The following is a 23,827-nucleotide window of genomic DNA, read 5'->3' as shown; positions in this document are numbered from 1 at the left end:
CAAGAAATGAAACTATATAAGATTTTTTTATACGCATTTCTATCAATAGGTATCTTCACCTCTTGTGAAGGAGACTTAGATATCGAATTAGAAGACGATGATGATTTACTCGCTAGTGATGTATTTAACACACGAGATGATTATAGAAGCGCTCTAGGAGGTGTATATGCTAACTTCTCATTGATCGGACTTGATGTTACTGCAGACGGAAGACCCGAATCTGCCAACCTTGAAGGGATTGATGACGGAACCAGCCAATACATAAGAGGGCTATTCTCTATGCAAAATGTTTCTACTGATGAAACGATCTGGACCTATGAAAATGACCCAGGTATTGCCGACCTTCAGAGAAACAGGTGGGATGCAAATAATGTATTTCTGCTTAGCTTTTTTGCTAGAGCTACTTTTCAAGTTTCTTTGGCCAACGAATTTTTGCGTCAAACAACAGATGGTAAACTAGACGAAAGAGGAGTTTCTGGAGATCTTAGAAATGAGATTCAGATCTTTAGAGCAGAAGCTAAAGTACTAAGAGCATTAGCTTACTATCATTTACTAGATTCATACAGAAGAGCTCCTTTTGCAACAGAGAACGATGCAGTAGGATTTACAAGGTTATCAGAAATTAAAGGCGAAGACTTATTCAATTACATAGAAGAAGAGCTTCTTGCTGTAGATGCACAGCTATTAGATGTAAACCCTGGTCAAAACTATGGGCGCGCGGATAAAGGAGTAGCTAAGATGATCCTTGCCAAACTATACCTAAATGCAGAAGTATATTTAGGAGATGGTAACAATCGATATGTAGACTGTCTAAGAGTTTGTGAAGAAATCATTAATAGCGGATATTCATTAAATCCTGTTTATCTAAACAACTTTAATGCAGATAATGATGTTAATGGTGCTCAAAACGAAATTATTTTCCCAATCATTGGTGATGGTAACTCGGTACGAAACTTTGGTGGTGCATCACTAATTATACAAGGAGAGCATAATGCTGCAGGATTTGAGCCTACACCAGAATCTCTTGGGGTAGAAGGATTTACAACACTGTACAGAGCAAGAAGACAATTTTCTGAAGTATTTGTTAACGATCCTATTTTTAATAATGATGCAAGAAATACCCTGATTACACAAGATGTGAGTACAGATCCTACTGTTGCTACTGTTGATAGACCAATCGAAATTGGAGAAGACTTTACAGATTTCTCTAACGGATATTTAGTAACTAAGTTTTCGAATATTAAATCAACCGGTGAACCAGGATCAAATGTTACTTTCGCCGATACCGATTTCCCATTATTCAGATTAGCCGATGTATACCTAATGTATGCCGAAGCGCACCTAAGAGGTGGTGGTGGTTCATTAACTGCTGCTACAGGATTCGTAAATGAACTTAGAGAAAGAGCTTTTGGAGATACTTCTGGAAACATCACTGAAGGTGCTCTAAACCTAGACTTCATAATAGATGAAAGATCTAGAGAATTATATTGGGAAGCTCACAGAAGACAGGATCTAATACGATTTGGTCGTTATACTGGCGGAACGTATAACTGGAGATATAAAGGAGGTACACCAAATGGGTCTTCTATTTCAGATAACTTTGAGCTATTTCCTGTTCCAGAACAGAGTAGAGCCGCTAACCCCAATTTAGGACAAAACCCAGGATTCTAATAAACTATGAAAAATTTAATATATACAGTCATGAAAAAGATATCAATTTTAATGTTTGCATTTGTAGCAGCGTTATGCTTCAATGCATGTGTAGAGGATGAAGAACCAACATTCGTTATCCAAGAAGAACAAACAGAAGGACCTCAGATTACTTCAGCTAATGCTATAGTAACTCTTGATGAAGCAAGAAAGGATGAAACAGTATTTACTATGCATTGGAATGATGCTGCGTATAATATTAATACTCCTATTACGTATAACATCGAAGCAGGTCTGGGAGGAACAAGCTTCGAAACCACTTTAGAAGAAGGAGCGGTAATCGCTACAACTAATGACCGTTTCTATAGCTGGACTATAGGTGAGCTTAATAACCTAGCGATAGAATTAGGTGTAGAGCCTCTTACTGAAGGTGCTATTGATCTTCGCGTGGTTTCTACTATAGGTACAGATAGCGGATCAAGAATTATATCAAACGTTACTTCTATTACCTTAACTCCATATCCAACAATCTTACCTGTAAAAAACCTTTTCTTAGTAGGTAATTCTGTAGATACAAATAAAGATGGAGTTGCTAATAATGATGATTGGGATAATGGTTCTGCTGCTGCTGCAACCAATACTTATATTTTTAGAGATCCTGACAATGAAAACGTTTTCCATTTTAGAGGATATTTCAGTATTGATAACGGAAACGAATTTAAATTATTAGAGACTCAAGGTGCTTGGCAGCCACAATGGGGATTAGATGGTGGTGGATTTACAAGTAGCGATATCCTTGGTGGTGATCCAGGTGCGTTTACAGTAGCTGCTTCTGGTTATTATGACTTAATGGTGAATATTGACCCTGCAGGATTAACATACACTTTTACTCCTTTTACTATTACTACAGAGCCTACCTATGGTACTATTGGTATTATTGGTGCATCAAGAACTGGTGACGATAGTGGATGGAATGCTCCTGATACAGATATGAATCAGTCTCCATTTAACCCTCATATTTGGTACTTAGAAGGTGTTGATTTATTTGACGGACCTTTAAAATTCAGACATAGTGATGACTGGCCTGGTAACTGGGGTGGTGCTACACCTCTTACAGGTGTTGGTATTACTGATGGTGACCCTCCTGCAATTGAGGTTACCGCTGGTAAATATGACATATGGTTTAATGACCTTGATGGACGTTATTTATTAGTTCCTGTAGAATAAACGATTAATAAACTTAAAAAGTTGAAATGAAAAAATTCAAAAATATATCAACCAAAACCATTCTCCTTTTAGGGGGGGTGGTTCTTGGATTGGTCGGTTGTAATGAGGACGATGAAACCGTTGGTACTGGTATTGACGATCCTATTGTCAATAGCCGTACTTTAAAAATGGATCTTACTCCGTTTACAAAAGAGGATGCAGGAGTATTTATGCAAGCCTTTTATTGGGACGTAGAACCTATTGGTGATTGGTACAATGTAGTCAATGAAAAGATTGAAGATTATGCCGCTTCAGGAATAAATAGAATATGGTTACCCGCACCAGGTAAAGGTGCTTCGGGTAGTTTCTCTATGGGATATGACCCAATGGATTATTTCGACGTAGGAGAATTTAGTCAAAGAGGTGATAGCGTTGAAACTCGTTTTGGTTCTAGAGAAGAACTGGAGAGTTTAATACAAAAATCTCATGCTAACGGTATTGAAGTTATTGCTGATATTGTAATGGGACACAACTCTGGAGGAGGACTACAAGATAACCCTCTTCGACCTGGAGATACTGAAGTATTTAGCTTATTTAATGAAGCGAATGGTAATGCATCTGGTAAATTTAACCGTTCTTATGAGCATTTCCACCCTAATGATATTCATGCTAATGACGAACAAGCTTTATTCTTTGAAAAAACCGATCTATGCCATGACCAACCTTATGTTCAGGATTGGCTTTGGAAAAGAGATGACTCTGTAGCAGAGTTTTATAAATCTTTAGGTTTTGATGGATGGCGTTTTGATTACGTAAAAAGTTTTGCCGCAAAATGGGTAACAGAATGGAATAATAAAGTAGGTGGATTCTCTGTAGGAGAAAACTTTGATGGTAATCAAGATGTTTTAAAAGACTGGGTTGATGCTTCTGGCTCGCCAGCTTTTGACTTTGCTTGTTTCTATAGACTAGATGAGACTCTTGATAGAGCTCAAGATCTTACTGCTTTAGGAGAAGCAGATAACATGCTAAGAAAGTTAGACCCTAGTATGGCCGTTACCTTTGTTGCTAATCATGATACAGAAAAAGATGAAAATGAAGACAACAGAATTAGTTATGCAAATAAATTACTAGCATACTCTTATATTCTTACTCATGATGGATATCCTACTATTTTCTATTTAGATTATGAGGCATACAAAGGACAGCTTAAAACACTGATCGAGATCTATAACACATTAGCAGTAGGTGATATTGAAATCATCGAAGCTAGTAAAGATGAATACATCATGAAAAGAAGCGGTAGTGGAGATAATCCAGGACTAATCTTATACATGAATATTAGTAGACAAACCAAAACACGTACTGTAAAAACAAACTGGGCAAACAGAACCTTAGTTGATTATACAGATAACACAAGAGCTACTCCAACTGCTGACGGTGAAGGTAACGCTGTTTTACAAGCACCTGCAGGAGGTTATGCCATCTGGTCTGTTACTAAATAATGATATTCACACATTTTGAGTTAGCCAAAATGATTAAAGAGTGCTTATTGTAAGCACTCTTTTTTTTGTTATATACTTCCCCTACACCACACTCTATACATTAAAGCTTGTTTATTCTCTCGTATTATTTAAGGTACTGCTGTTGCTATTAAATCAAAATAGAACTTAACAAAGATGCTTCACCACAAAGAAAAACTAGGGTATAAAAAAAGTAAAAACCACACTCTACAAGATCATCAAATTATTAATTAAAATTATGTAAATACCATAACCTCATTAAGCCAAAAACATAGATTTTGGCATTAATTTTCTTAAAAATCCTGTAAAACACAAATCTTTATCAACACTATAACGTTAGAGTTATTTTTGGTTTTTTGTCTCGATCATTATTTATATAGATTAGAGTATTATTAATCATTTAAAGACAAATCATTATGAAAAAATCAGAGATTTTGAAAAAAATCAAATGTGAAATTTTGAACAAGGCTGAAGCTAAAGAAATTACCGGTGGATATACTGGTTATGGAGCCTGCCCTTATCCTAAATGTCCATCTGACAGAACTTATCCTCCATTTGGAGTATGGGGTGGTAGTTGTGGTGTTTTATACTGGGACAACCAAAGTGTTAATTTTTGTAGAGCATAATTTCACTCAACAAAAAGAATCTAATTATGTATTAGAGGATGTTGTTTCTAACATCCTCTTTTTTTAAGCTTATATGTAATGAAAATAATTCAAAGTTTTTGGACCAAACCAGCATATCACAATTCAGACGACACTAATGCTCGATTTAACGGTGGTTGGCCGAATCAAAAAAATGCCTTTTACAGCTTTGCACTAAGTGCATTGACTATAGATAAATTTTATTCTCAGAATGAACTATATACAGATCAAAGAGGAAAAGAATTATTCCATGATTTATTAGAGCTCCCTTACTCCAAAATCCATACGAAATTAGATAGTTTAAATGATTATAATCCTAAACTATGGGCATTAGGTAAGTTAGTCGCTTGCGCAGATCAGAAAGAGCCATTTATTCATCTTGATAATGATATATTCATTTGGGATAAGGTTTCATATGAAATAGATAACTATGATATTATCGCACAAAATGTAGAAGAAGATTTCCCTAACTACAGTAAAGCATTTGGATATATGCTCACAAATTTCGAATCAATCCCTCAGGAACTAATCCATTCTTTTTATAAAAACGGAAAAATATTAGCTCATAATGCCGGTTTTATTGGAGGGAAAAACTTTGATTTTTTTCAAGAACTGAAAAATAAAGCATTCAATCTAATCGAAACGAATACACATCATTTAAAAAATCTTGATATAGGAATATTCAATACTATATTTGAGCAACAATTAGGTCATGCCTTAACTGAAAACAAAAATCTTAAAGTTCAATATTTATTCGAAGAAGTTGCTCCCAATTTTGCAGAAATAATAGACTTTAGTTCGGTACCTGTTTCATCTAAATATATACACTGTATTGGTTATGCAAAAAAATCAGTTTTTGCATGTGAACAAATAGAAGCCCGATTAAGCTACCATTTCCCCGAATATTACAAGCATCTAAACAAGAAACTACAAAAACATTTTGGAAATCAATACTTTACTACACAAATTTCAGAAAAGAGATTAAAATACATCCATGATTTTTACTCTTTTGTTGATCGAACATCTATCGATGAGCTTTGGAATACCAAATTTAAAATCAATGAAAACTGTGTTATTGATTTTGAATCAGACCCCATAACTGTAGCGTATACAATCCCTCATGACCAACAACTGCACAAAAAAGAATTAGAAGGCTGGGACGCTATTCTTTTATATTTTTTAGAACCTGTATCTATGAAAGAATTATATGATGAATTATCTCAGGATAAAGCACTAATGAAACAATTTCAGGGGGATTTGTCAAAATTTAAAAATAAAATTATGTCCTTTGTACTTGAAAAAACGTTACTTATAGAAATTTTACATCCTGTAACGCTATAATATATTTTTTATGAAAGATTCTGTTGTTTACCTTCTGTACAAGCTACTGAGAAAAAATAAAATTACTGTAGATGAAGAAGAAGTTAAATTTCAATTATTAAGCCACCCCACCTACCCTAGTTTACACGCTATTACTGGTGTTTTAGATCATTTTAATATAGAAAACATCGCGGTACAGGCTCCTGTTAATAACGAAACATTATCTCAATTAGAATCTCATTTTCTCGCACAAATTAAAAATGATACCGGTGAGCATTTTGTTCTTTTTACAAGGAAAAAGGATAAAATACACCTCGTTTTTAGTAGAGAATATACACAAATACTTTCTGAAGAAGAATTCCTTAAGATCTGGACCGGGGTTATTTTAGCTATCGATTCCAGTGAAGCAGAAATACATTTTAATGCTAAAAATAATAACAAGAGAATTGTAGGAATTATACTTGCATGTCTATCATTTATTATTTCTTTTATCGTATTGAAACCAATTTTTACAGAATTTTTACATACTCTTTTATCAGGTATAGGAATAGTGTTTAGTATACTCATTATTCTAAAGGAATTAGGACTGCAGTCTAATACCCTTGATCGTTTTTGCTCCTTAGGGCAAAATAAAGTTAGTTGTGATGCGGTGCTAAACTCTAAGGGAGCCTCGATATTTGGAACAGTAAAATTAAGTGATATTGGAATCGTGTATTTCATAAGTCTATTTTTTTCTAGCTTTCTATTTCTAGTCAGCAATCACAACTTTGATCTTATTTATATCATAAGTTTGTTAACCATTCCTTTTACATTGTATTCTATTATTTATCAGCTCTACGTTGTAAAAAGCTGGTGTACTCTCTGTTTGTGTGTGGTTGCTCTTTTATGGCTTCAAGTGGTTCCTATCTATGTTTACGGTTTCGATATAAAGAATGTATCCTATGATCTTTCTGCACTGCTTCTATTATTATTTAGTTTTTCATTTGTATCTGTATTATGGTCATATGTCCTTCCGTTACTAAAGAAAGAGATAGCGCTAAAAAATTTAAAAATTGAACATCATAAATTTAAACGAAACTACTCTGTATTTAATATATTATTATCAAAGTCCGACACATTACCTGTTGGCATTATTGATCAAAATGAAATTGTATTAGGTAGTAAAACAGAGAATCCCGCGTTAAAGATTACAATAATAACCAATCCTTCCTGTAGTCATTGTAAAGAAGTACATGCGCTAGTTGAGCAACTATTGCAGCTATACAAGGACCAAATACAAATTATTATTAGGTTTAATGTACCCGCTTCTTCTCGTGATATTGACAGTACTAAAATTACTGCTCGACTTATTGAGTTATTCGATACCGAAGGCCAAGAAAAATGTTTGAGTGCCATGCATGATGCCTATATGAATTTAGAACCAGAAAAATGGATCCAAAAATGGGGACTTTGTGATACCGAAAGTCCTTTTGATGTATTAAAAAAACAAAACAATTGGTGCATTGAGCATAACAAAAACTTTACTCCCGAAATCTTAATTGAAGGGAAATCATACCCAAAAGAATATAATAGAAAAGAATTACTTTTCTTTGTAGAAGATCTTATAGGATAGGAAGATCAATTTTTAGCACAAAATCAAATTAATTAAAAATAGTTAATGCCTAAATTTCCCTTTTATCATCAAGCTGAAGCCAAAGATTGTGGACCTACATGTATTAAGATTATTGCAAAACATTACGGAAAACTTCTTAATACTGCAAAACTCAGAACATTAAGTGAAACAACTCGTGAGGGGAGCTCCCTTTTGGGTTTGAGTGATGCAGTAGAACAAATCGGTTTTAGATCTCTTGGGGTTAAAATTTCATTAAAAAAATTAGAAGAAGTACCACTACCCTGTATAGTACACTGGAACAAAGTACACTATGTAGTAGTATATAAAGTGAAGACAACCCGAAAAGGTCATGTTACCATTTATGTTTCAGATCCTGCACATGGTTTAATAACATATACGAAGGATGAATTTATAAAAGCATGGATTGGCAATAATGCGAATGAAAATACCGAAGAAGGTGTTGCATTATTAGTAGAACCCACCCCTAAATTTTATAATGACGATCTGGATGAACAAGAAGAAAAGTTTGGTTTTAAATTCATATCTAAATATGTTTTTAAATACAAAACATTTATCATACAGCTTATACTAGGTCTTCTGGCAGGTAGTATACTACAGCTTATCACCCCATTCTTAACTCAAAGTATAGTTGATATCGGTATAAAAAACCAGGATTTAAATTTTGTGTACCTTGTTTTAATTGCCATGCTTTCTTTATTTATTGGTAGAACAGTAATTGATGTTTTAAGAAGTTGGATTCTTTTACATCTAAGTACCAGAATAAATATTTCACTAATTTCTGATTTCTTTATTAAACTCATGAATTTGCCGATCTCATATTTTGATGTAAAGATGACAGGAGATTTATTACAAAGAATTAATGATCACAAACGTATTGAGCAAATATTAACCATGTCTTCTTTGAGCGTTCTGTTCTCAATGGTTAATCTAGTGGTATTTAGTATTGTTTTGATATACTATAGCATTCCTATTTTTGGTGTTTTTGCTGTAGGTAGTACCCTGTATTTTATCTGGATACTAATATTCTTTAAAAAACGTAAAAAACTTGATTATAAGCGCTTTTCTCAAATCAGTGAGGAGCAAAGTAAAGTTATTGAGTTGGTGAATGGTATGCAGGAAATAAAACTTCATAATGCAGAAAAGAGAAAACGATGGAACTGGGAGTTTGTTCAAGCAAAATTATTTAGAATCTCTATAGAAAACCTAGCACTCGAACAATATCAAAATGTAGGTTCTTCATTTATAAATGAACTCAAAAATATTTTTATCACAGTGCTTTCTGCAAAGCTTGTTATAGACGGTGATATCACACTAGGTATGATGCTGGCAATTACAGCTATTGTTGGCCAATTAAATGCTCCTATTTCTCAACTAATTAACTTTCTTAGAGAGCTTCAGGATGCCCAAATATCTCTAGAACGTTTAGGAGAGATCCATAATAAAGAAGATGAAGAACAACCAGGAGATGAAAAAATAAGAGAGATCTCTGAAAACTCAAGTTTTGAAATCAAAGATTTAAGTTTCAGATACGTAGGCTCTGATAAACCTGTATTAGAAAATTTGAACCTTACGATTCCTGCCAATAAGATTACGGCAGTTGTAGGAGTAAGTGGTAGTGGAAAAACGACCTTAATGAAACTCTTGCTCAAGTTTTATGAGCCAGATGAAGGTCAGATTTATATAGGCTCTCATGATCTCCAAAATGTATCTCAAAAAGCCTGGAGAGATCATTTTGGTGTAGTAATGCAAGAAGGTTATATTTTTAATGATACCATTGCAAATAATATTGCTGTAGGAGAAGATTATGTAGATAAGAAAAAATTAGCTCATGCCGTAGATGTAGCCAATATTAAAGAGTTTATCGAATCTCTTCCTTTGTCCTACAACACTAAAATCGGAATGGAAGGTGTAGGTTTGAGTACAGGTCAAAAACAAAGATTATTTATAGCTCGTGCAGTGTACAAAAACCCTAAGTTTTTATTCTTTGATGAGGCTACTTCAGCACTTGATGCTAATAATGAAAAGGTAATTATGGAAAAACTAGATACCTTTTTTAAAGATAAAACGGTTATGGTTATAGCGCATAGATTAAGTACTGTTAAAAATGCACATCAGATCGTAGTTTTAGACAAAGGAGAAATTGTAGAAATAGGAAACCACGAAGCTTTGATCAAAAAGAAAGGAAACTATTATAACTTAGTAAAAAATCAGCTTGAATTAGGAAAATAAAGCTCAATCATAAATTACGAATTAAGAGTTACTAATTAAATAAAGAAAATATTGTTCAGACTAAAAGTTATGATTTTGCTTTATTATGTATTAAATTATTTCAGAAACTGACAAAAGAACAAAATGAATATATTCCATCTAAACAAATTCTCAAAAGTGGAACTTCGATAGGAGCTAATATAGAAGAGGCAATTGGTGGTCAAAGTACCAGAGATTTTTTAGCAAAAGTATCCATTGCCTATAAAGAAGCTAGAGAAACACATTATTGGCTAAGACTACTCAGAGATAGTAAATACTTATCCAATAATGAAAGTCATATTTTAATTGAAAAATGTGACGAATTGTTAAAAATTATTGGTTCAATTCAAAAAACAACAAAATCTAAAATTTGATAATTCTTAATTTATAATTCTCAATTAAAATATTATGCCGGATACTATAGACGATATACAGTTACGTAGTGAAGAAGTACAAGAGATACTTACTCGTATTCCAAATTGGATGATTAGATGGGGGAATCTATTGATCCTAATCTTAGTAGTATTACTACTATTTCTTTCATGGTTGATCAAATATCCAGATGTAATCCCTGCTGAAGCCATAATCACAACACAAATTCCGCCGCAAAAGGAATATGCCAAAGTGAGTGGAAAGATAGAATCTATACTTGTAGAAGACGGTCAAATTGTACCCGAAAACAGTCCTTTAGCCATTTTACAGAGCTCTGCAAATTATAAAGATATATTTTTGCTTAAATCTGTAGTTGATACCATTAAAATAAATAATAAATCCTTTACTTTTCCTATAGATGAGTTACCGGTTTTATTTCTTGGTGATATCGAAACCAATTTTGCTCTATTTGAAAACAGTTATTCTGAATATATTCTTAATAAAGAGCTTCAACCATTTTCTAATGAAGCTTTAGCCAATCAAATATCATTATCAGAATTATATAGAAGACAAGAAAGTCTCAAAGCTCAGAAAAAGCTAAGTAAAACCGAATTAGATTTTAAACGAAAAGAATTACAACGGCAAAAAAACCTATTTGAAAAAGGTGTAATCTCTACCCAGGAATATGAAAGTAAAGAATTAGATTATCTTCAGGTGAAGCGTAATTATGAGAGTAATGATGTACAATTATCTCAAATAAAAGAAAATATTAGTAATGCTACCAAAACATCCAAGGGTACAGAGATTAACAAAAGAAAAGAAGAAATAAACCTATTTAAAAAAGTATTGCAATCCTTTGATCAATTAAAAAAGAGCATCAAGGATTGGGAGTTACAATATGTACTTAAATCTGATATAGAAGGCAGGGTATCATTCCTTAATTTCTGGACTAAAAATCAGACAGTAACCCAAGGTGATCTCGTATTTATTGTAATTCCATCTGAGGATTCATCTTATCTAGCAAAGATAAAGGCACCTTCACAAAACTCAGGAAAGATAAAAATAGGACAAGTAGCCAATATCAGATTAGAAAATTTCCCTGATGATGAATTTGGAACTCTAAAAGGCAAAGTAAAACATATCTCTCTTTTACCAGATAAAAATGGATTGTATTTGATTGATGTTGAATTACCAGAAAAGTTAATCACTACCTATGATAAAGAAATCCCCTTTAAACAAGAGATGAGAGGGGTGGTAGAAATTGTTACTGAAGATCTTAGACTTATCGAACGTTTCTTTTATCAATTTAGAACCTTGGTAGACAAATAGTATACGCTTTATTAAGTATTGCGTTTCGATTCATATTAAAAAAACTATTATGCTGCTTTAGGAAGTGAAATACAGAAAACACTGCCCGAACCAAGAGCACTTTTTACTTCAATCTTACCTTGATTAAGTTCGATAAGCTCCTTGCATATTTTAAGACCAAGACCTGTTCCTGTTTCATTTTGAGTGCCTGTTGTAGTATACGTATCTTCGGCAAATAATTTATGAATATGATTAGGGTCAATACCAATACCCGTATCTTTAAAACAAATTTCATAAAGTCCATCTTTCTCTTCAGAAAGTAATGCTATAGAATCGCCAGAATTACAAAATTTAATCGCATTTGCAATTAAGTTTTGAGCAACAATAGCAAACATATCCCTATCGGCATAAATCATAGTAGGATTTAATTTATTGATAAGTTTAATATTTTTTTGCTGTGCTTTCTGCTCAAAGAAGGTGAATTTATCACAAATAACTTCTGAAATATCAAAAGAGGTTGGGTTCGCATTTAACTCTTTCAACTGAGACTTTGACCAATTTAGTAAATTATGCAAAAGTATAGAAGTCTGGTGTGTTCCACTGGCAAGTAATGGAACAATTTCTTTGAATTCCTTTTCTGATATAGAATTTTCTTTAAGTAAATTAAGACTCCCTTCTAAACCATTGATTTCATTCTTTAAATCGTGAGCGATTATAGAAAATAATTTATTTTTCACTTTATTAGAGTTATCCAGCATAGCTATAAGTCTCTTTCGCTCATTTCGAGTTCTGATTATTAATATTAAGAACGTAAGAATCACTAAACCTACTGCAAGGGCTATATAGGCAATTAAACGAAATTTAAACAATTTAGCCTTTGTATCACGTTCTCTTTTCTCCTGCTCCTCAATTAATTTTAGTTGTTTTAATTCTGCTTCATATTGTGTTTTGGTCTTTTCAACCTTCTTAGCTGTAATATCAGACATTCTTTTATCTAGAAGCTTTTGATATTTTTTTTGCCAATGTATAGCACCTAACAGATTACCTCTTGCAGAGTCTAATTTGAATGAAAATTGATAATTTTTTAACACCAATGGTATGGCATTAGCCTTAATAAAATCCTCTCTGGCAATCTTTAACAATTCTTCTGCCTTACTATATTCTCTTTCTTTTAATGCAATTATACCGAGTTGTTGTTTTGCGTTAATTACCAAAAGTTTAAAATTAGTTTGACTTGCTACACATAAAGTAGTATCATAATATTTTTTTGCAGTTTTATAATTTTCGTTGTACATCGCAACTTTAGCCATAATGCTATACGACTGAGCTGTATGTCTTATATCCTTTTCCGCTTTATTAATTTTCAATGCTTCAGGTAATAAACTCTTAGCTTTTGAGAGATTCCCATTTTCGGTGTATAATAATGCCAAATTATTCATGACCAGTCCTTGGCCTTTTAATTTTAATTGTTTTCTAAGCGTAATAGATTTTAAGTAATATTCTTCAGAAGAAGGTATATTTTTGAGTTCTTTATATATTATTGCCAGATTATTATAAATACCAGATAAACCAACACTATCTTTTAGTTGTTCTCTATACAATTTAGCCTCAAGAAGATAATCGGCTCCTTTTTCAAAATTACCCCTGCTTTGTTCAATAATAAATCGTTCATTACATACCATAGCCAACCCCTCAAGGTAATTGATGTCTTTAAAATAATTTGTTGCTTTTTCGAAATTCTTATTAGAGACTATATTTCTATTGTGCTTATTACTTATAACACCTTTTTCTCTAAAGACTAAACCCAGACCCTTTTTGTATCCAATAGCATTACCAATACCAAGAAGTTCATCGGATAGCGTTTGTGCCCCATCTAATTGTTCTTCTGCAATGAGTACTCGTAAATCACTGATTGCATTATCAAATGCCGATGAATCTTTTAATGTTCTTATCTCTGAAAGATCTATTCCCGACGCCCGATTTTGTGAAAAAATCGAAAAACTCATCAGAAACAGAGTTAAATAGGTTAAGGTTGTGTTGCTCATTTTGTTTATTTTGGGGTTAAACATGATAAAAAGCATATTTAATCTGCAAAATACACAAATTTATGTATTTTATTCTATTTTGTAAGTTTATTCTTTCATTTATTTTATGGTTTTACCGTAAAATCACATAGGTTTAAAAAAAAAGATAAGCCTTTCTTGCAAGAAAGGCTTATGATTATATAGATAGTATTCTTATCGTTTTTAATTAAGAATGATCTTCATTTTTTACCTGAGTATTACTGTCATTCTTTTTTATAGCAATCCAATCTTGTACCAACTCTTCTAAGATATTAAGGGGTACAGCTCCATTGGTCAATACAACATCATGAAACTCTCTAATGTCAAATTGATCGCCGAGTTTTTTTCTTGCGTCTTCTCTTAATTCTAGAATTTTATTCATCCCAACTTTATATGCTGTTGCCTGACTAGGCATTACAATATGGCGTTCTACCATTTTTACGGCATCACTTTCTGCATTGGGAGTATTATCGGTATAATATTTAATTCCCTCTTCTCTACTCCATTTTTTTGCATGAATCCCTGTATCAACAACTAATCTGCAGGCTCTCCAAAGTTCCATTGCCAATCTTCCAAAGTCAGAATATGGATCACTATACATTCCTATTTCTTTAGGCAAAAACTCATTATATAACCCCCATCCTTCTATATAGGCTGTATATCTTCCATATTTTCTAAACTTTGGAATATCCTGTAGTTCCTGTGCTATTGAAATCTGCATATGATGTCCGGGGATCCCTTCATGATATGCCAATGCTTCCATTTGATATATTGGCATTGCTTCCATATCATACAAGTTGGCATAGTAAGTCCCTGGTCTGGATCCATCAGGAGTTCCCATTTGATAAAAGGCCTTTCCTGCACTTTTTTCTCTAAAAGGCTCTACTGCCTTTACAACAATATCTGCTTTTGGTTTCGTTATAAATAGCTCATCCAATCTTGATTTCATGGTGCTAATCAACCCTACAGCTTGCTCCATATATGCTTTCTTTCCTTCCTCATCATTTGCAAAATAGAATTTTTCATCTTCTTTCAGATACTTAAAGAAATCCTGTAACGTGCCTTCATATTTTACTTGTTTCATAATATCACGCATTTCGCTATGGATACGTGCAACTTCTTTCAAACCAAGTTCATGGATTTGGTCTGCAGTCATGTCTGTAGTAGTTGTACGTTTAAGAGCGTTATTATAAAACGCGCTTCCTTTAGGGAATTTCCAACATCCATCTTCTGTAGTAGCTCTTTGTTGCTGGCTTTCAAGCAAAACAATAAGATTTTCGAATGCAGGTTTTACTCCTTCTAAAAGTGCTTTCTCTGCTTTGGCGACTAATTCATTATTTTCTTCATCAGAGAGTTGAAGTTTTTTTACTTTTCCTTTAAAATCTGCCAACAGCGTACTTTCATTATTAGATTTATCAAAAGGCTGTCCTATTATGATATTTCTGCTATCATCTAAAACTTTGGCAAAAACAAACTTAGGGGGAAGAATCCCGTTTTTTTCCCGAATCTTCATATTTTCAACGATCTGGGCAAACAATTCTTTCATGCCGTTTAATCTTGAAATATAGGCTTCTGCATCACTCTTATCCCCTATTCTATGCATATTTATCATGAAAGCAGGAATTTCTGCTTGCTGTCCGTGCATTTGATTTACAGGGTAGTTATAAAATCGATACTGAAAATCATCAATTGAATTTTCTAGGCTCTGCTTCATCAATTTATAACTAAGTAATGTAGCTTCATTTAATTTAGATACATCTACAGAGTCTTTAAGATACATAAGACGCTCCTTATCGCGTTCAATATCTTCTGCTACTTTTTTTGACGATACATCATCCCATTTACCGTAATCGGTTTTAATACCTAAATACGTTTGTGTCATGGGTGATTTTGCAATATATTCCTGAAATTGCACTTCGAACCAAGTATTTAAGTTCTTAGAGTGCTCTTGGATTACTTCGGCAGAAACTGCATTGTTTTCTTCTGATTCTTTAGCATCTTGCTTACAACTCCATAACGTCAAAAGAGAAGAAAGAAGTAGTATACTAATTTTTATTTTCATCTTCTTATTAATTTATTAAAGGTTAGTTATTTTATTTCAATATTGTAACTTCAATCCTAGAATCATGATATACCTTATGTGTCTGTTTGGTAAAATCAGAGGCTGTCGCTTTAAAAATATTAGACACATACGTTTGCGGATTTAAATCTATCAGAGGAAACCATGTACTCTGCACCTGAATCTGAATTTTATGCCCTTTCTTAAATGTATGGTGTACATCTTGTAATTTTATATTTACATCAGTTTTTGTGTTGGGTACGAAGGGTTCTGGTTTACTAAAACTGTTTCTATATTTTCCTCTCATTACTTCGCTACGCACCAACATATGATAATTAGACATCTTTAGGTATTTCTGGGTTTCCTCGGTATCTTTAATATCACTAGAGTAAACATCTACCAGTTTTATAACCCAATCTGCATCTGTTCCGGTTGTAGCCACTTTTAATTTTGCTAGCACTTCTCCTGATAAGGTTATATCTTCTGAAAGTACCGGGGTTTCGAATACCAATACATCTGGACGCCGTGCTGCAAATCTTTGATCATCTGTCATGTATTTTCTTGGGGTAAATACCATTTTAATATCCTCTGAGTACGGAACAGGCTTCTTAGGATCACTAATAAATTCAGAAGAGCCCTCTCCTGTTTCATTAGATAACTGATCGTTTTCAGAAAGGTAAAAGGTTTTCTTTTCGATATTCTTGGGTGGCCAGCTTTCATACGAATTCCATTCTTTTTTGCCGGTATCAAAAATCTGAATCTCGGGTAGACCCGTTTTTTCATTTGCTTCACCCTTTAAAAAATGATTAAAGAACTTAGTCTCTATATTCTTTTGATAGTTTAAAGAAAGGTCGTCACCAAAATATACATTACCTATAGCTTGTCTTTTCTTTGTTCTTGCCCAATCGCCATGGCTCCATGGACCAAAAACCATAATATTATAATTCTCACTTCGGTTTTCTATCTTCTCATACGTTTCAAAAGGGCCATACAAATCTTCGGCATCAAAAAGTCCTCCTACAACCATTACTGCGGGTTTAATATCTTTTAAATGTTGAATAATCCCTCTTTTTTGCCAAAATTCATCATAATCTGGATGTTCTTTTAATTGTGTCCAGAATACATTGTCTTCTTTATAGTATTTATCCAAATTACTAAGAGGTCCTGCATCTAGAAAAAACTGGTATTGATCTTCGCTTTTAAGATCAGGAAACGTATACCATGATTCTGGAGTTGGTTTTGTCTTTTCATAACCAAAAACAGCCGTGGCTCTCCAGTAACTCAACAAATAAGCTCCATTATGATGAAAATCATCAAAGTAAAAATCTCCAATACAGGCTTGTGGAGATACAGCTTTTAGGGCCGGATGCGAATCTAGCAAAGAATATGTAGCATAAAAGCCTGGATATGAAATCCCCCAAACTCCAACTTTTTTATTGGTATTGTCTACATTTTTAACCAGCCAATCAATAGTATCATAGGTGTCACTGGCTTCATCAAATTGTTTTCCTTTTTTATTAGGAATGTATGCTCGCATATTATCATAAACACCTTCGCTCATCCAACGACCACGTACATCCTGATACACAATAATATTACCTTCTTTCATTAAAAACTCATTCGGTCCAATTTTAGATCGAAACTGATCTTTACCATAAGGTTTTGAACTATAAGGTGTACGTTGCATAAGGATTGGATACTTCTTTGATGTATCCTTTGGGGAATAAATAGTGGTATGTAGTTTAATCCCATCTCGCATCACAATATCAACTTCTTGTTTGTTGTAATGGTCTTTTACACTATAGGAATCAGGGTTTTGAGTATATCCAAAAAGAAAACATAAGAGAAAAAGTCCTCTTATCACTATAAATTTAACGAATTGCATTGATTTGAATTTAGTTTATGGCTGAAGATAAAAAATTGACAGTGCGAGCAGGATAGTTTTAAGGAGACTTTAACAGCACTGCAAAAAAACCCTATGAAATATTCAATACTTCATAGGGTTATACTCCCAAAAAAAATAGAATCATCAAGCTTTATCTTGAACGTTTCTTGTTACTGCGGTTACCATTTTTCTAGGCATAAACCGTACCGAGTTTGCCAGTACTCTATTCATAAATCCATGAATAGCTACCGTTTTTCCTTTCATCATGGCTTTATAACCATAATCTGCTACTGTTTTAGATGAAGGAAGTTTTTTACCTTTTACAAGTTTACTTTCTTCCATTTGTGCAACAGATTGAAATCCACTTTCTGTTGCTCCCGGGCACAGTGCAGTAACTGTGATATTTTGACCTTTAAGTTCATTGGCTATCGCTTCTGAAAAGTGTAAAACATACGCCTTTGTAGCATAATAAATCGCCATAGTGGGTCCTGGTTGAAAAGCAGCAGTTGACGCAACGTTCATGATTTTACCACTGTTTCGCTTTACCATTTCTTTTACATACAGTTTGGTAAACTGTGTTAATGTGGTAATATTAAGCTCAATCATTTTGTGTTCTTTATTCCAGTCAGTTTCGTAGAACATTCCAAAATCTCCAAAACCTGCGTTATTAATTAAAAAATCTACCTGAATACCTTTTTGATTGGTTTCATCAAAAACTTCTTGAGCTGCATTTGGGGCAGAAAGATCTTTTGTAATGATCATGGCACTTACTCCATGCTGTTTTTCTAATTCTGATTTAAGTTCTTCTAACTTGATTTGGTTTCTTGCTATCAAAACCAGATTATCTCCTTTGGAAGCATGTACTCTTGCTAGTTCTAATCCTATACCATTTGATGCTCCAGTTATTAGCGCTGTCTTCTTCATTTTTAAAATTATTATAGTGAATATTTATTCGTTTAAAAGTTAAAAAAATTATTTCCTAATACTATTCCATGCCATAATGAAGCAAGTATTCATACCATCTTTTTGAAGTTGGATATGTCCTTTTACTACCATTTTTACTATTTCGTGAATAGCACCTTGTAATTGTGCCTTAATAATTTCGACATCTACATCCTTAATAAATCCTTGCTTTTGACCATCCATTAAAAACTGATCAAGCGATTCGAAATATGTATCTGCTTTTGTAATATTAACATCAGAAATATAGCCGCTATAAATAAACTGCTCTACAAAAAGCATTTTATCGGGATGTTTTAAGCAATAAGAAAAATAGCCATACCACATTGCTTTAAAGGTTTCATAAAATGTATCTTTAATGTATTTAGAGTTTATTATGGCTTCGGATATTTCTTTTTTGGTCACGACATACACATCATTGATTAGCTCTTCTTTACTAGAATAGTATACATATAAAGTACCTGTAGCTATTTTTGATTTCTTAGCTACTTCTGCCATTTTAAGCCCAGAAAAACCAGTTTTAGTCACTAACTCAATAGTGGCTTTATGAATAGCATTTACTTTATTTTTATCCTTGAGCTTAGGCATTTCCTAATTTAAATTCGAAACAAAGGTAAACGAATTTTTATTCATTCAAAAATAAATGAATAAAAATTCGTTATAAAAACAAACTCCTTTTATACTATATACGATTAACCGTTGTGTATTTTGAGAAATAATCTAAAACAGTGTTACCTAAAGATTAGGCGGGATTACATTTGGGTTTCCAAAACTTGTACTTGTAGTCTCAGACCAGTTTGAGGCTGTATTACCATTCCCGTCAAAGGAAATACTGGCTGTTGTAGTGGTAACCGCTTCGACAAAATCACCAGCTGTCCATATACCCGCAGCTACTGCTACATTTTCTCTTGCACTACCACCAGCTGCCCATTGCACAAAATCTACAATGGCATCAGAACTTGTAAATGAATCTGTAGAATAGAGTCCTAATCCTTCACTATCTCTCAACTGGGACCAGTTAATCACCAAAAACTCTCCTGCCCCCAATTCAATACTACCACTAACCGGAGTTGTGCTTCCTATATTAAGATATCTTCCGGGTCCTAAACATAACCAGTATGAAGCCAAATTAATAGACGCATCTCCATTATTCAATAATTCTATTAAATTATCATCTCCATAATTAACTTCATTAATCACTACATTTCCCACTCCATCAGGAACTCCCGTATTAGGTAGTGGAGTACTATCGTCATCGCTATTACACGAAGTAAAAATCAATGTCCCTAATACAAAATAAAGTGCTATATTTTTCATATTAAATAAGTTTATTACGTTTATACTTTACGGTTAATTACTGGTAGCATATCTATATTCTAAAATAGTAAATATACATATCTACTATTTCTACAGCACACTGTAACCTACACCTAAGTGAATTAGAATTTTTCATTATTAAAAATAATCTTACTCCTGTGTTAGCTCTAGTAGGCCAAAGCCTTTTGGAAATTATATCAAACTAGTATCTACCGCTATATTACAGTCGATATTTTATCCAATCCTTACAGCGAAGGTGGATAAAAGCGTTATACGCGAAAAAACTTAGGGGTTAAAGTTCTTAATCCCCTTTTTCAACCACTTTAAATACTCATTCGTATCGGGTGTATATGCTGTTGTATGATTTAATAAATTCATTTCTGAATCTAGTAAAACATAGTATGGCTGAGAATTATTCTTAAAATTTAAGGTTTGAAAAGTTGCCCATTTATCCCCTACGGTTTTAATGTTTTTTACGCCACCATCAGGCTTTAAAAATTTAAATTGATCATTATCGTCCAATAGTTTTCTATCATCAACATAGAGTGAGATAAGTATGTATTCTTCCTTCAGAATATCTGTAATTTCCTGATAACTCCATACTTGTTCTTCCATTTTACGACAATTAACGCAAGCCCAGCCCGTAAAATCGATCATAATCGGTTTATTTTGTTGTTTTGCCATTTTTATACCTTCTTCAAAATCGGTATAGGCATTTAATCCTAATGGGCCATGCGTTTCTTTTTCGTATACACTATAAAATAATGGTGGAGGAAAACCACTTAATAATTTTAGGTTAGCATATGCTGTATTGGTTAATCCTGGTATTAAATACAATACAAAAGCTAATGTTAAAACTCCTAAAGTTTTTCTTCCAATACTCAATTTTTTAATTGGGCTATCATGTGGAAAGCGTAACTTCCCGAAAAGGTATAGTGTCATTGCTATTCCTATAACAATCCATATCCCTATAAATATTTCTCGCTTTAGAATACCCCAATGTTCTACAAGATCGGCGTTGGATAAAAATTTAAACGCAAGTGCCAGTTCTATAAACCCTAAAACCACTTTTACTGCATTTAGCCATCCGCCACTTTTAGGTAGGGAATTGAGCCAATTTGGAAATAATGCAAACAAACCAAATGGTAGTGCCAGAGCCAATCCAAAACCTCCCATACCAAAACTTAATTGCATTGCTCCTCCATCAGAACTTAATGATCCGCCTAACAATGATCCTAAGATGGGGCCAGTACAAGAAAATGATACTAAAGCTAACGTTAGTGCCATAAAAAATACTCCTACTATTCCTCCAATACTATTTGCTTTACTATCGAGGCTATTACTCCAGGATGCTGGTAAAGTGATCTCGAAATACCCGAAAAATGAAATCGCAAAGACAATAAAAACTATAAAAAAGATAATATTTAGTGTGACGTTAGTAGAAATATTATTGAGAATCTCTGGATCTAAAGAATCTAAGAGATGAAAAGGAAGACTAAGTAACAAGTATATTGCAAATATGAAAACACCATAAAGAACGGCATTAAATGTTCCTTTTTTTCGGTCTTTTGCTCCTTTGGTAAAAAACGACACCGTAAGAGGTATCATCGGAAAAACACAAGGTGTTAATAAAGCAATTAACCCTCCTAAAAAACCTAAAATAAATATGTTCAAGTAACTTTTCTTTTCTACTTCTTCTAATAAGAATTTTTCTTTACCTTTTATATTAATATGTAAAGCTTCAGACTTACTTCGGTCTTCGGCAGTAATGGTAGATACATCCCCTTTATTTTCTATGGCTTCACCAGCAAGGTTTAGATCAAACTCTATTACTTCTGGAGCAAGGCACTTTTCATCATCACAAACCGAAAAGAATACTTCGGCCTTTACGGCTGCAAGATTTTTATTAACTAGCTTTATTTTTTGAGAAAAAGTCGCTTCTTTTTCGAAATACTTGACATCCATTTCAAATATGTTGTCATATTTCTCAATACCTTTTGGTTCTGTGGTTTCTCCGACTAAAGTATAGGTTTCCGCACCGTTATTAAAAGTAAATTCTGTAGGTGTAGGTGCTATTTCATCTGTTTCTGCTTCGTTTTGAGAGTATAAATGCCAACCTTTATCTAAAGTGGCTTTAAAATATAATATATAGCTATCTTCAGATTCTTTTTCGACATTGGCTTTCCATTTAATAGGATCCAAAGTTTGCGAAAAAAGTGGTGTTGAAAATAAAAATGTGGTCAGCAATAATAGGAAGTACCTCATCAGGTTATTGTAATTTTTAATATTTGTTTAGTTTGGGGTATTATCTTAAATCGGTTATCTGCTCTGTAGTTTATTATCCAAACGATTTCTTTTCCAGAACACAACAACCATACTCTTTCTTTGGCAAGTAAAGATAGTTTTTCATCTTTAAAATATTTACTCAATTTCTTTTTGCCTCTCATTCCCAATGGATAAAAATAGTCGCCTTCTTTCCATTTTCTTACAGTTAGGGGATACTTTAACTTTTCTTTATCAACAAAAATTGTTTTCAGATCTACATCAGTCATTTCGTTAACAATTTTAAATTTTAGCGTTCCCGAAGGAATCATAATCATGTTTTCTTCTTCGGGAATTTTATAACTTCTATCCGAGATTCCTTCAATAATCGGGCTTAGCAACAAATAATCTCTATCTTTTACCAATCTATAGGTTTCAGAATAAATTTGTTTCCCTGATTGTGCGGTAACTACCTTTTCGATATCATCCCATGCTTTAAACCCATAATCCTTTAGTAAAAAGTATAAACATGTTCTTGGGTTTCCAAATTCGCGTAGTCTATTTATAGGTATTTTAATGATATCACCTTCTGTAAACTCAAATAATCCTTTTTTGATTAGAAGCATCTGCCCTTTGATAAAGTCACTACTTTGTTTAATATACTCTAAAGTAACTCCAAAATTTTGCAAAAATTGAGGATTTACTGATTTCAAACCAGGTATAACATCATGCCTTAATTTATTTCTTACATATTTTACACTATTGTTACTACTATCCTCTCGCCATGTTATTTTACTTTCTTTAGCAAACTCTACAATTTGATCTCTAGAAAATGGTAATAACGGTCGAACAAATATTTCATTAATTTCAGGAATTCCTGCTAGTCCTTCGATACCTGTTCCCCTTGAAAGATTGATCAAAAATGTTTCTAAATTATCATCGGCATGATGCGCTGTAAGAATATAATCGTATTGATGCTTGTTGGCTATTTCTCTAAACCAATTATACCGAAGTTCTCTTGCGGCCATCTGAATAGAAAGTTTGTGATCATTAGCATACTTCTCTGTATCAAAACGCTTTACAAAAAAAGGAGCCTTAAGCTGGTCGGCAAAATCGTTTACAAATTGCTCATCATCATCGCTTTCTGATCCTCTGAGGTTAAAATTACAATGTGCAATACCAAATTCTAAATGTAACAAACGACAAAGACGAGTGAGCACAACGCTATCCAACCCTCCACTACAAGCAATTAATAATTTGTTTCCAAAAAGAAATGAAAGGTCATTATTGATATGGTTCTTGAACTCTTGTAGCAAAAGATTTTGACTTATACTTTTTTATTTTTCAAATATACGATTTTGAATTGCTATCACAATTCGTT

Annotated in this window: 17 protein-coding genes; 9 read left to right on the top strand and 8 right to left on the bottom strand. The window is 33.2% G+C overall.

Features of this window, described 5'->3' with window-relative positions; translation table 11 throughout:
- The first annotated feature begins 6 nt into the window (after positions 1-6).
- The 9 genes from ABW637_RS08275 (at position 7) to ABW637_RS08235 (ending at position 11,921) form a co-directional block, all read left to right on the top strand.
- A complete protein-coding gene (locus tag ABW637_RS08275; protein WP_367584181.1) occupies positions 7-1,671 on the top strand; it encodes a RagB/SusD family nutrient uptake outer membrane protein in 1,665 nt (554 codons plus the stop codon).
- A 30-nt stretch (positions 1,672-1,701) separates the two neighbouring features.
- Positions 1,702-2,877, top strand: a complete 1,176-nt coding sequence (locus tag ABW637_RS08270; RefSeq protein WP_367584180.1) for a SusE domain-containing protein — start codon at positions 1,702-1,704, stop codon at positions 2,875-2,877.
- A 26-nt stretch (positions 2,878-2,903) separates the two neighbouring features.
- On the top strand, positions 2,904-4,358 hold the full coding sequence (locus tag ABW637_RS08265) for an alpha-amylase (protein WP_367584179.1): 1,455 nt from the start codon (positions 2,904-2,906) through the stop codon (positions 4,356-4,358).
- A gap of 452 nt (positions 4,359-4,810) precedes the next feature.
- A complete protein-coding gene (locus tag ABW637_RS08260; protein ID WP_367584178.1) occupies positions 4,811-5,002 on the top strand; it encodes a hypothetical protein in 192 nt (63 codons plus the stop codon).
- A gap of 78 nt (positions 5,003-5,080) precedes the next feature.
- A complete protein-coding gene (locus tag ABW637_RS08255) occupies positions 5,081-6,361 on the top strand; it encodes a DUF6734 family protein (protein WP_367584177.1) in 1,281 nt (426 codons plus the stop codon).
- A 10-nt stretch (positions 6,362-6,371) separates the two neighbouring features.
- Entirely contained in the window at positions 6,372-7,952 is a 1,581-nt protein-coding gene (locus ABW637_RS08250; RefSeq protein WP_367584176.1) for a vitamin K epoxide reductase family protein, read from the top strand.
- Positions 7,953-7,997: 45 nt separating this feature from the next.
- Positions 7,998-10,202: a peptidase domain-containing ABC transporter gene (locus tag ABW637_RS08245; RefSeq protein WP_367584175.1), complete on the top strand. Its 2,205-nt coding sequence runs from the start codon at positions 7,998-8,000 to the stop codon at positions 10,200-10,202.
- 50 nt (positions 10,203-10,252) lie between these two features.
- Positions 10,253-10,594, top strand: a complete 342-nt coding sequence (locus ABW637_RS08240; RefSeq protein WP_367584463.1) for a four helix bundle protein — start codon at positions 10,253-10,255, stop codon at positions 10,592-10,594.
- Positions 10,595-10,628: 34 nt separating this feature from the next.
- Positions 10,629-11,921 (top strand): HlyD family secretion protein, encoded by a 1,293-nt coding sequence (locus ABW637_RS08235; protein ID WP_367584174.1) that lies wholly within the window; start codon positions 10,629-10,631, stop codon positions 11,919-11,921.
- A 47-nt stretch (positions 11,922-11,968) separates the two neighbouring features.
- Here the strand turns inward: ABW637_RS08235 and ABW637_RS08230 are convergent, their stop codons facing one another.
- The 8 genes from ABW637_RS08230 to tilS form a co-directional block, all read right to left on the bottom strand.
- Complete coding sequence (locus ABW637_RS08230; protein WP_367584173.1) at positions 11,969-13,945, bottom strand: ATP-binding protein; 1,977 nt, start codon at positions 13,943-13,945, stop codon at positions 11,969-11,971.
- Between the two features lie 205 nt (positions 13,946-14,150).
- Positions 14,151-16,025 (bottom strand): DUF885 domain-containing protein, encoded by a 1,875-nt coding sequence (locus ABW637_RS08225; RefSeq protein WP_367584172.1) that lies wholly within the window; start codon positions 16,023-16,025, stop codon positions 14,151-14,153.
- A 31-nt stretch (positions 16,026-16,056) separates the two neighbouring features.
- Positions 16,057-17,907, bottom strand: coding sequence for a CocE/NonD family hydrolase (locus ABW637_RS08220; protein ID WP_367584171.1), 1,851 nt, complete (start codon positions 17,905-17,907; stop codon positions 16,057-16,059).
- Positions 17,908-18,051: 144 nt separating this feature from the next.
- Entirely contained in the window at positions 18,052-18,831 is a 780-nt protein-coding gene (locus ABW637_RS08215; protein WP_367584170.1) for an SDR family NAD(P)-dependent oxidoreductase, read from the bottom strand.
- 48 nt (positions 18,832-18,879) lie between these two features.
- Positions 18,880-19,455, bottom strand: coding sequence for a TetR/AcrR family transcriptional regulator (locus ABW637_RS08210; protein WP_367584169.1), 576 nt, complete (start codon positions 19,453-19,455; stop codon positions 18,880-18,882).
- A gap of 147 nt (positions 19,456-19,602) precedes the next feature.
- Positions 19,603-20,184 (bottom strand): lamin tail domain-containing protein, encoded by a 582-nt coding sequence (locus tag ABW637_RS08205; RefSeq protein ID WP_367584168.1) that lies wholly within the window; start codon positions 20,182-20,184, stop codon positions 19,603-19,605.
- A gap of 285 nt (positions 20,185-20,469) precedes the next feature.
- Entirely contained in the window at positions 20,470-22,449 is a 1,980-nt protein-coding gene (locus tag ABW637_RS08200; RefSeq protein WP_367584167.1) for a protein-disulfide reductase DsbD family protein, read from the bottom strand.
- Complete coding sequence (gene tilS / locus ABW637_RS08195; protein WP_367584166.1) at positions 22,449-23,762, bottom strand: tRNA lysidine(34) synthetase TilS; 1,314 nt, start codon at positions 23,760-23,762, stop codon at positions 22,449-22,451. The genes ABW637_RS08200 and tilS overlap by 1 nt, the downstream gene beginning before the upstream one ends.
- Between the last annotated feature and the right edge of the window lie 65 nt (positions 23,763-23,827).

It is taken from the genome of Aquimarina penaris, assembly GCF_040786285.1.
GTDB lineage: Bacteria > Bacteroidota > Bacteroidia > Flavobacteriales > Flavobacteriaceae > Aquimarina.
The sequence above is the reverse complement of the archived record's forward strand: the minus strand, read 5'-3'. Positions and strand labels throughout refer to the sequence as shown.

Coding starts and splice junctions, on each gene's coding strand:
- ABW637_RS08275 (WP_367584181.1), top strand. CDS start 7: ATGAAACTATATAAGATTTTTTTATACGCATTTCTATCAATAGGTATC.
- ABW637_RS08270 (WP_367584180.1), top strand. CDS start 1,702: ATGAAAAAGATATCAATTTTAATGTTTGCATTTGTAGCAGCGTTATGC.
- ABW637_RS08265 (WP_367584179.1), top strand. CDS start 2,904: ATGAAAAAATTCAAAAATATATCAACCAAAACCATTCTCCTTTTAGGG.
- ABW637_RS08255 (WP_367584177.1), top strand. CDS start 5,081: ATGAAAATAATTCAAAGTTTTTGGACCAAACCAGCATATCACAATTCA.
- ABW637_RS08250 (WP_367584176.1), top strand. CDS start 6,372: ATGAAAGATTCTGTTGTTTACCTTCTGTACAAGCTACTGAGAAAAAAT.
- ABW637_RS08245 (WP_367584175.1), top strand. CDS start 7,998: ATGCCTAAATTTCCCTTTTATCATCAAGCTGAAGCCAAAGATTGTGGA.
- ABW637_RS08235 (WP_367584174.1), top strand. CDS start 10,629: ATGCCGGATACTATAGACGATATACAGTTACGTAGTGAAGAAGTACAA.
- ABW637_RS08230 (WP_367584173.1), bottom strand. CDS start 13,945: ATGAGCAACACAACCTTAACCTATTTAACTCTGTTTCTGATGAGTTTT.
- ABW637_RS08225 (WP_367584172.1), bottom strand. CDS start 16,025: ATGAAAATAAAAATTAGTATACTACTTCTTTCTTCTCTTTTGACGTTA.
- ABW637_RS08220 (WP_367584171.1), bottom strand. CDS start 17,907: ATGCAATTCGTTAAATTTATAGTGATAAGAGGACTTTTTCTCTTATGT.
- ABW637_RS08215 (WP_367584170.1), bottom strand. CDS start 18,831: ATGAAGAAGACAGCGCTAATAACTGGAGCATCAAATGGTATAGGATTA.
- ABW637_RS08210 (WP_367584169.1), bottom strand. CDS start 19,455: ATGCCTAAGCTCAAGGATAAAAATAAAGTAAATGCTATTCATAAAGCC.
- ABW637_RS08205 (WP_367584168.1), bottom strand. CDS start 20,184: ATGAAAAATATAGCACTTTATTTTGTATTAGGGACATTGATTTTTACT.
- ABW637_RS08200 (WP_367584167.1), bottom strand. CDS start 22,449: ATGAGGTACTTCCTATTATTGCTGACCACATTTTTATTTTCAACACCA.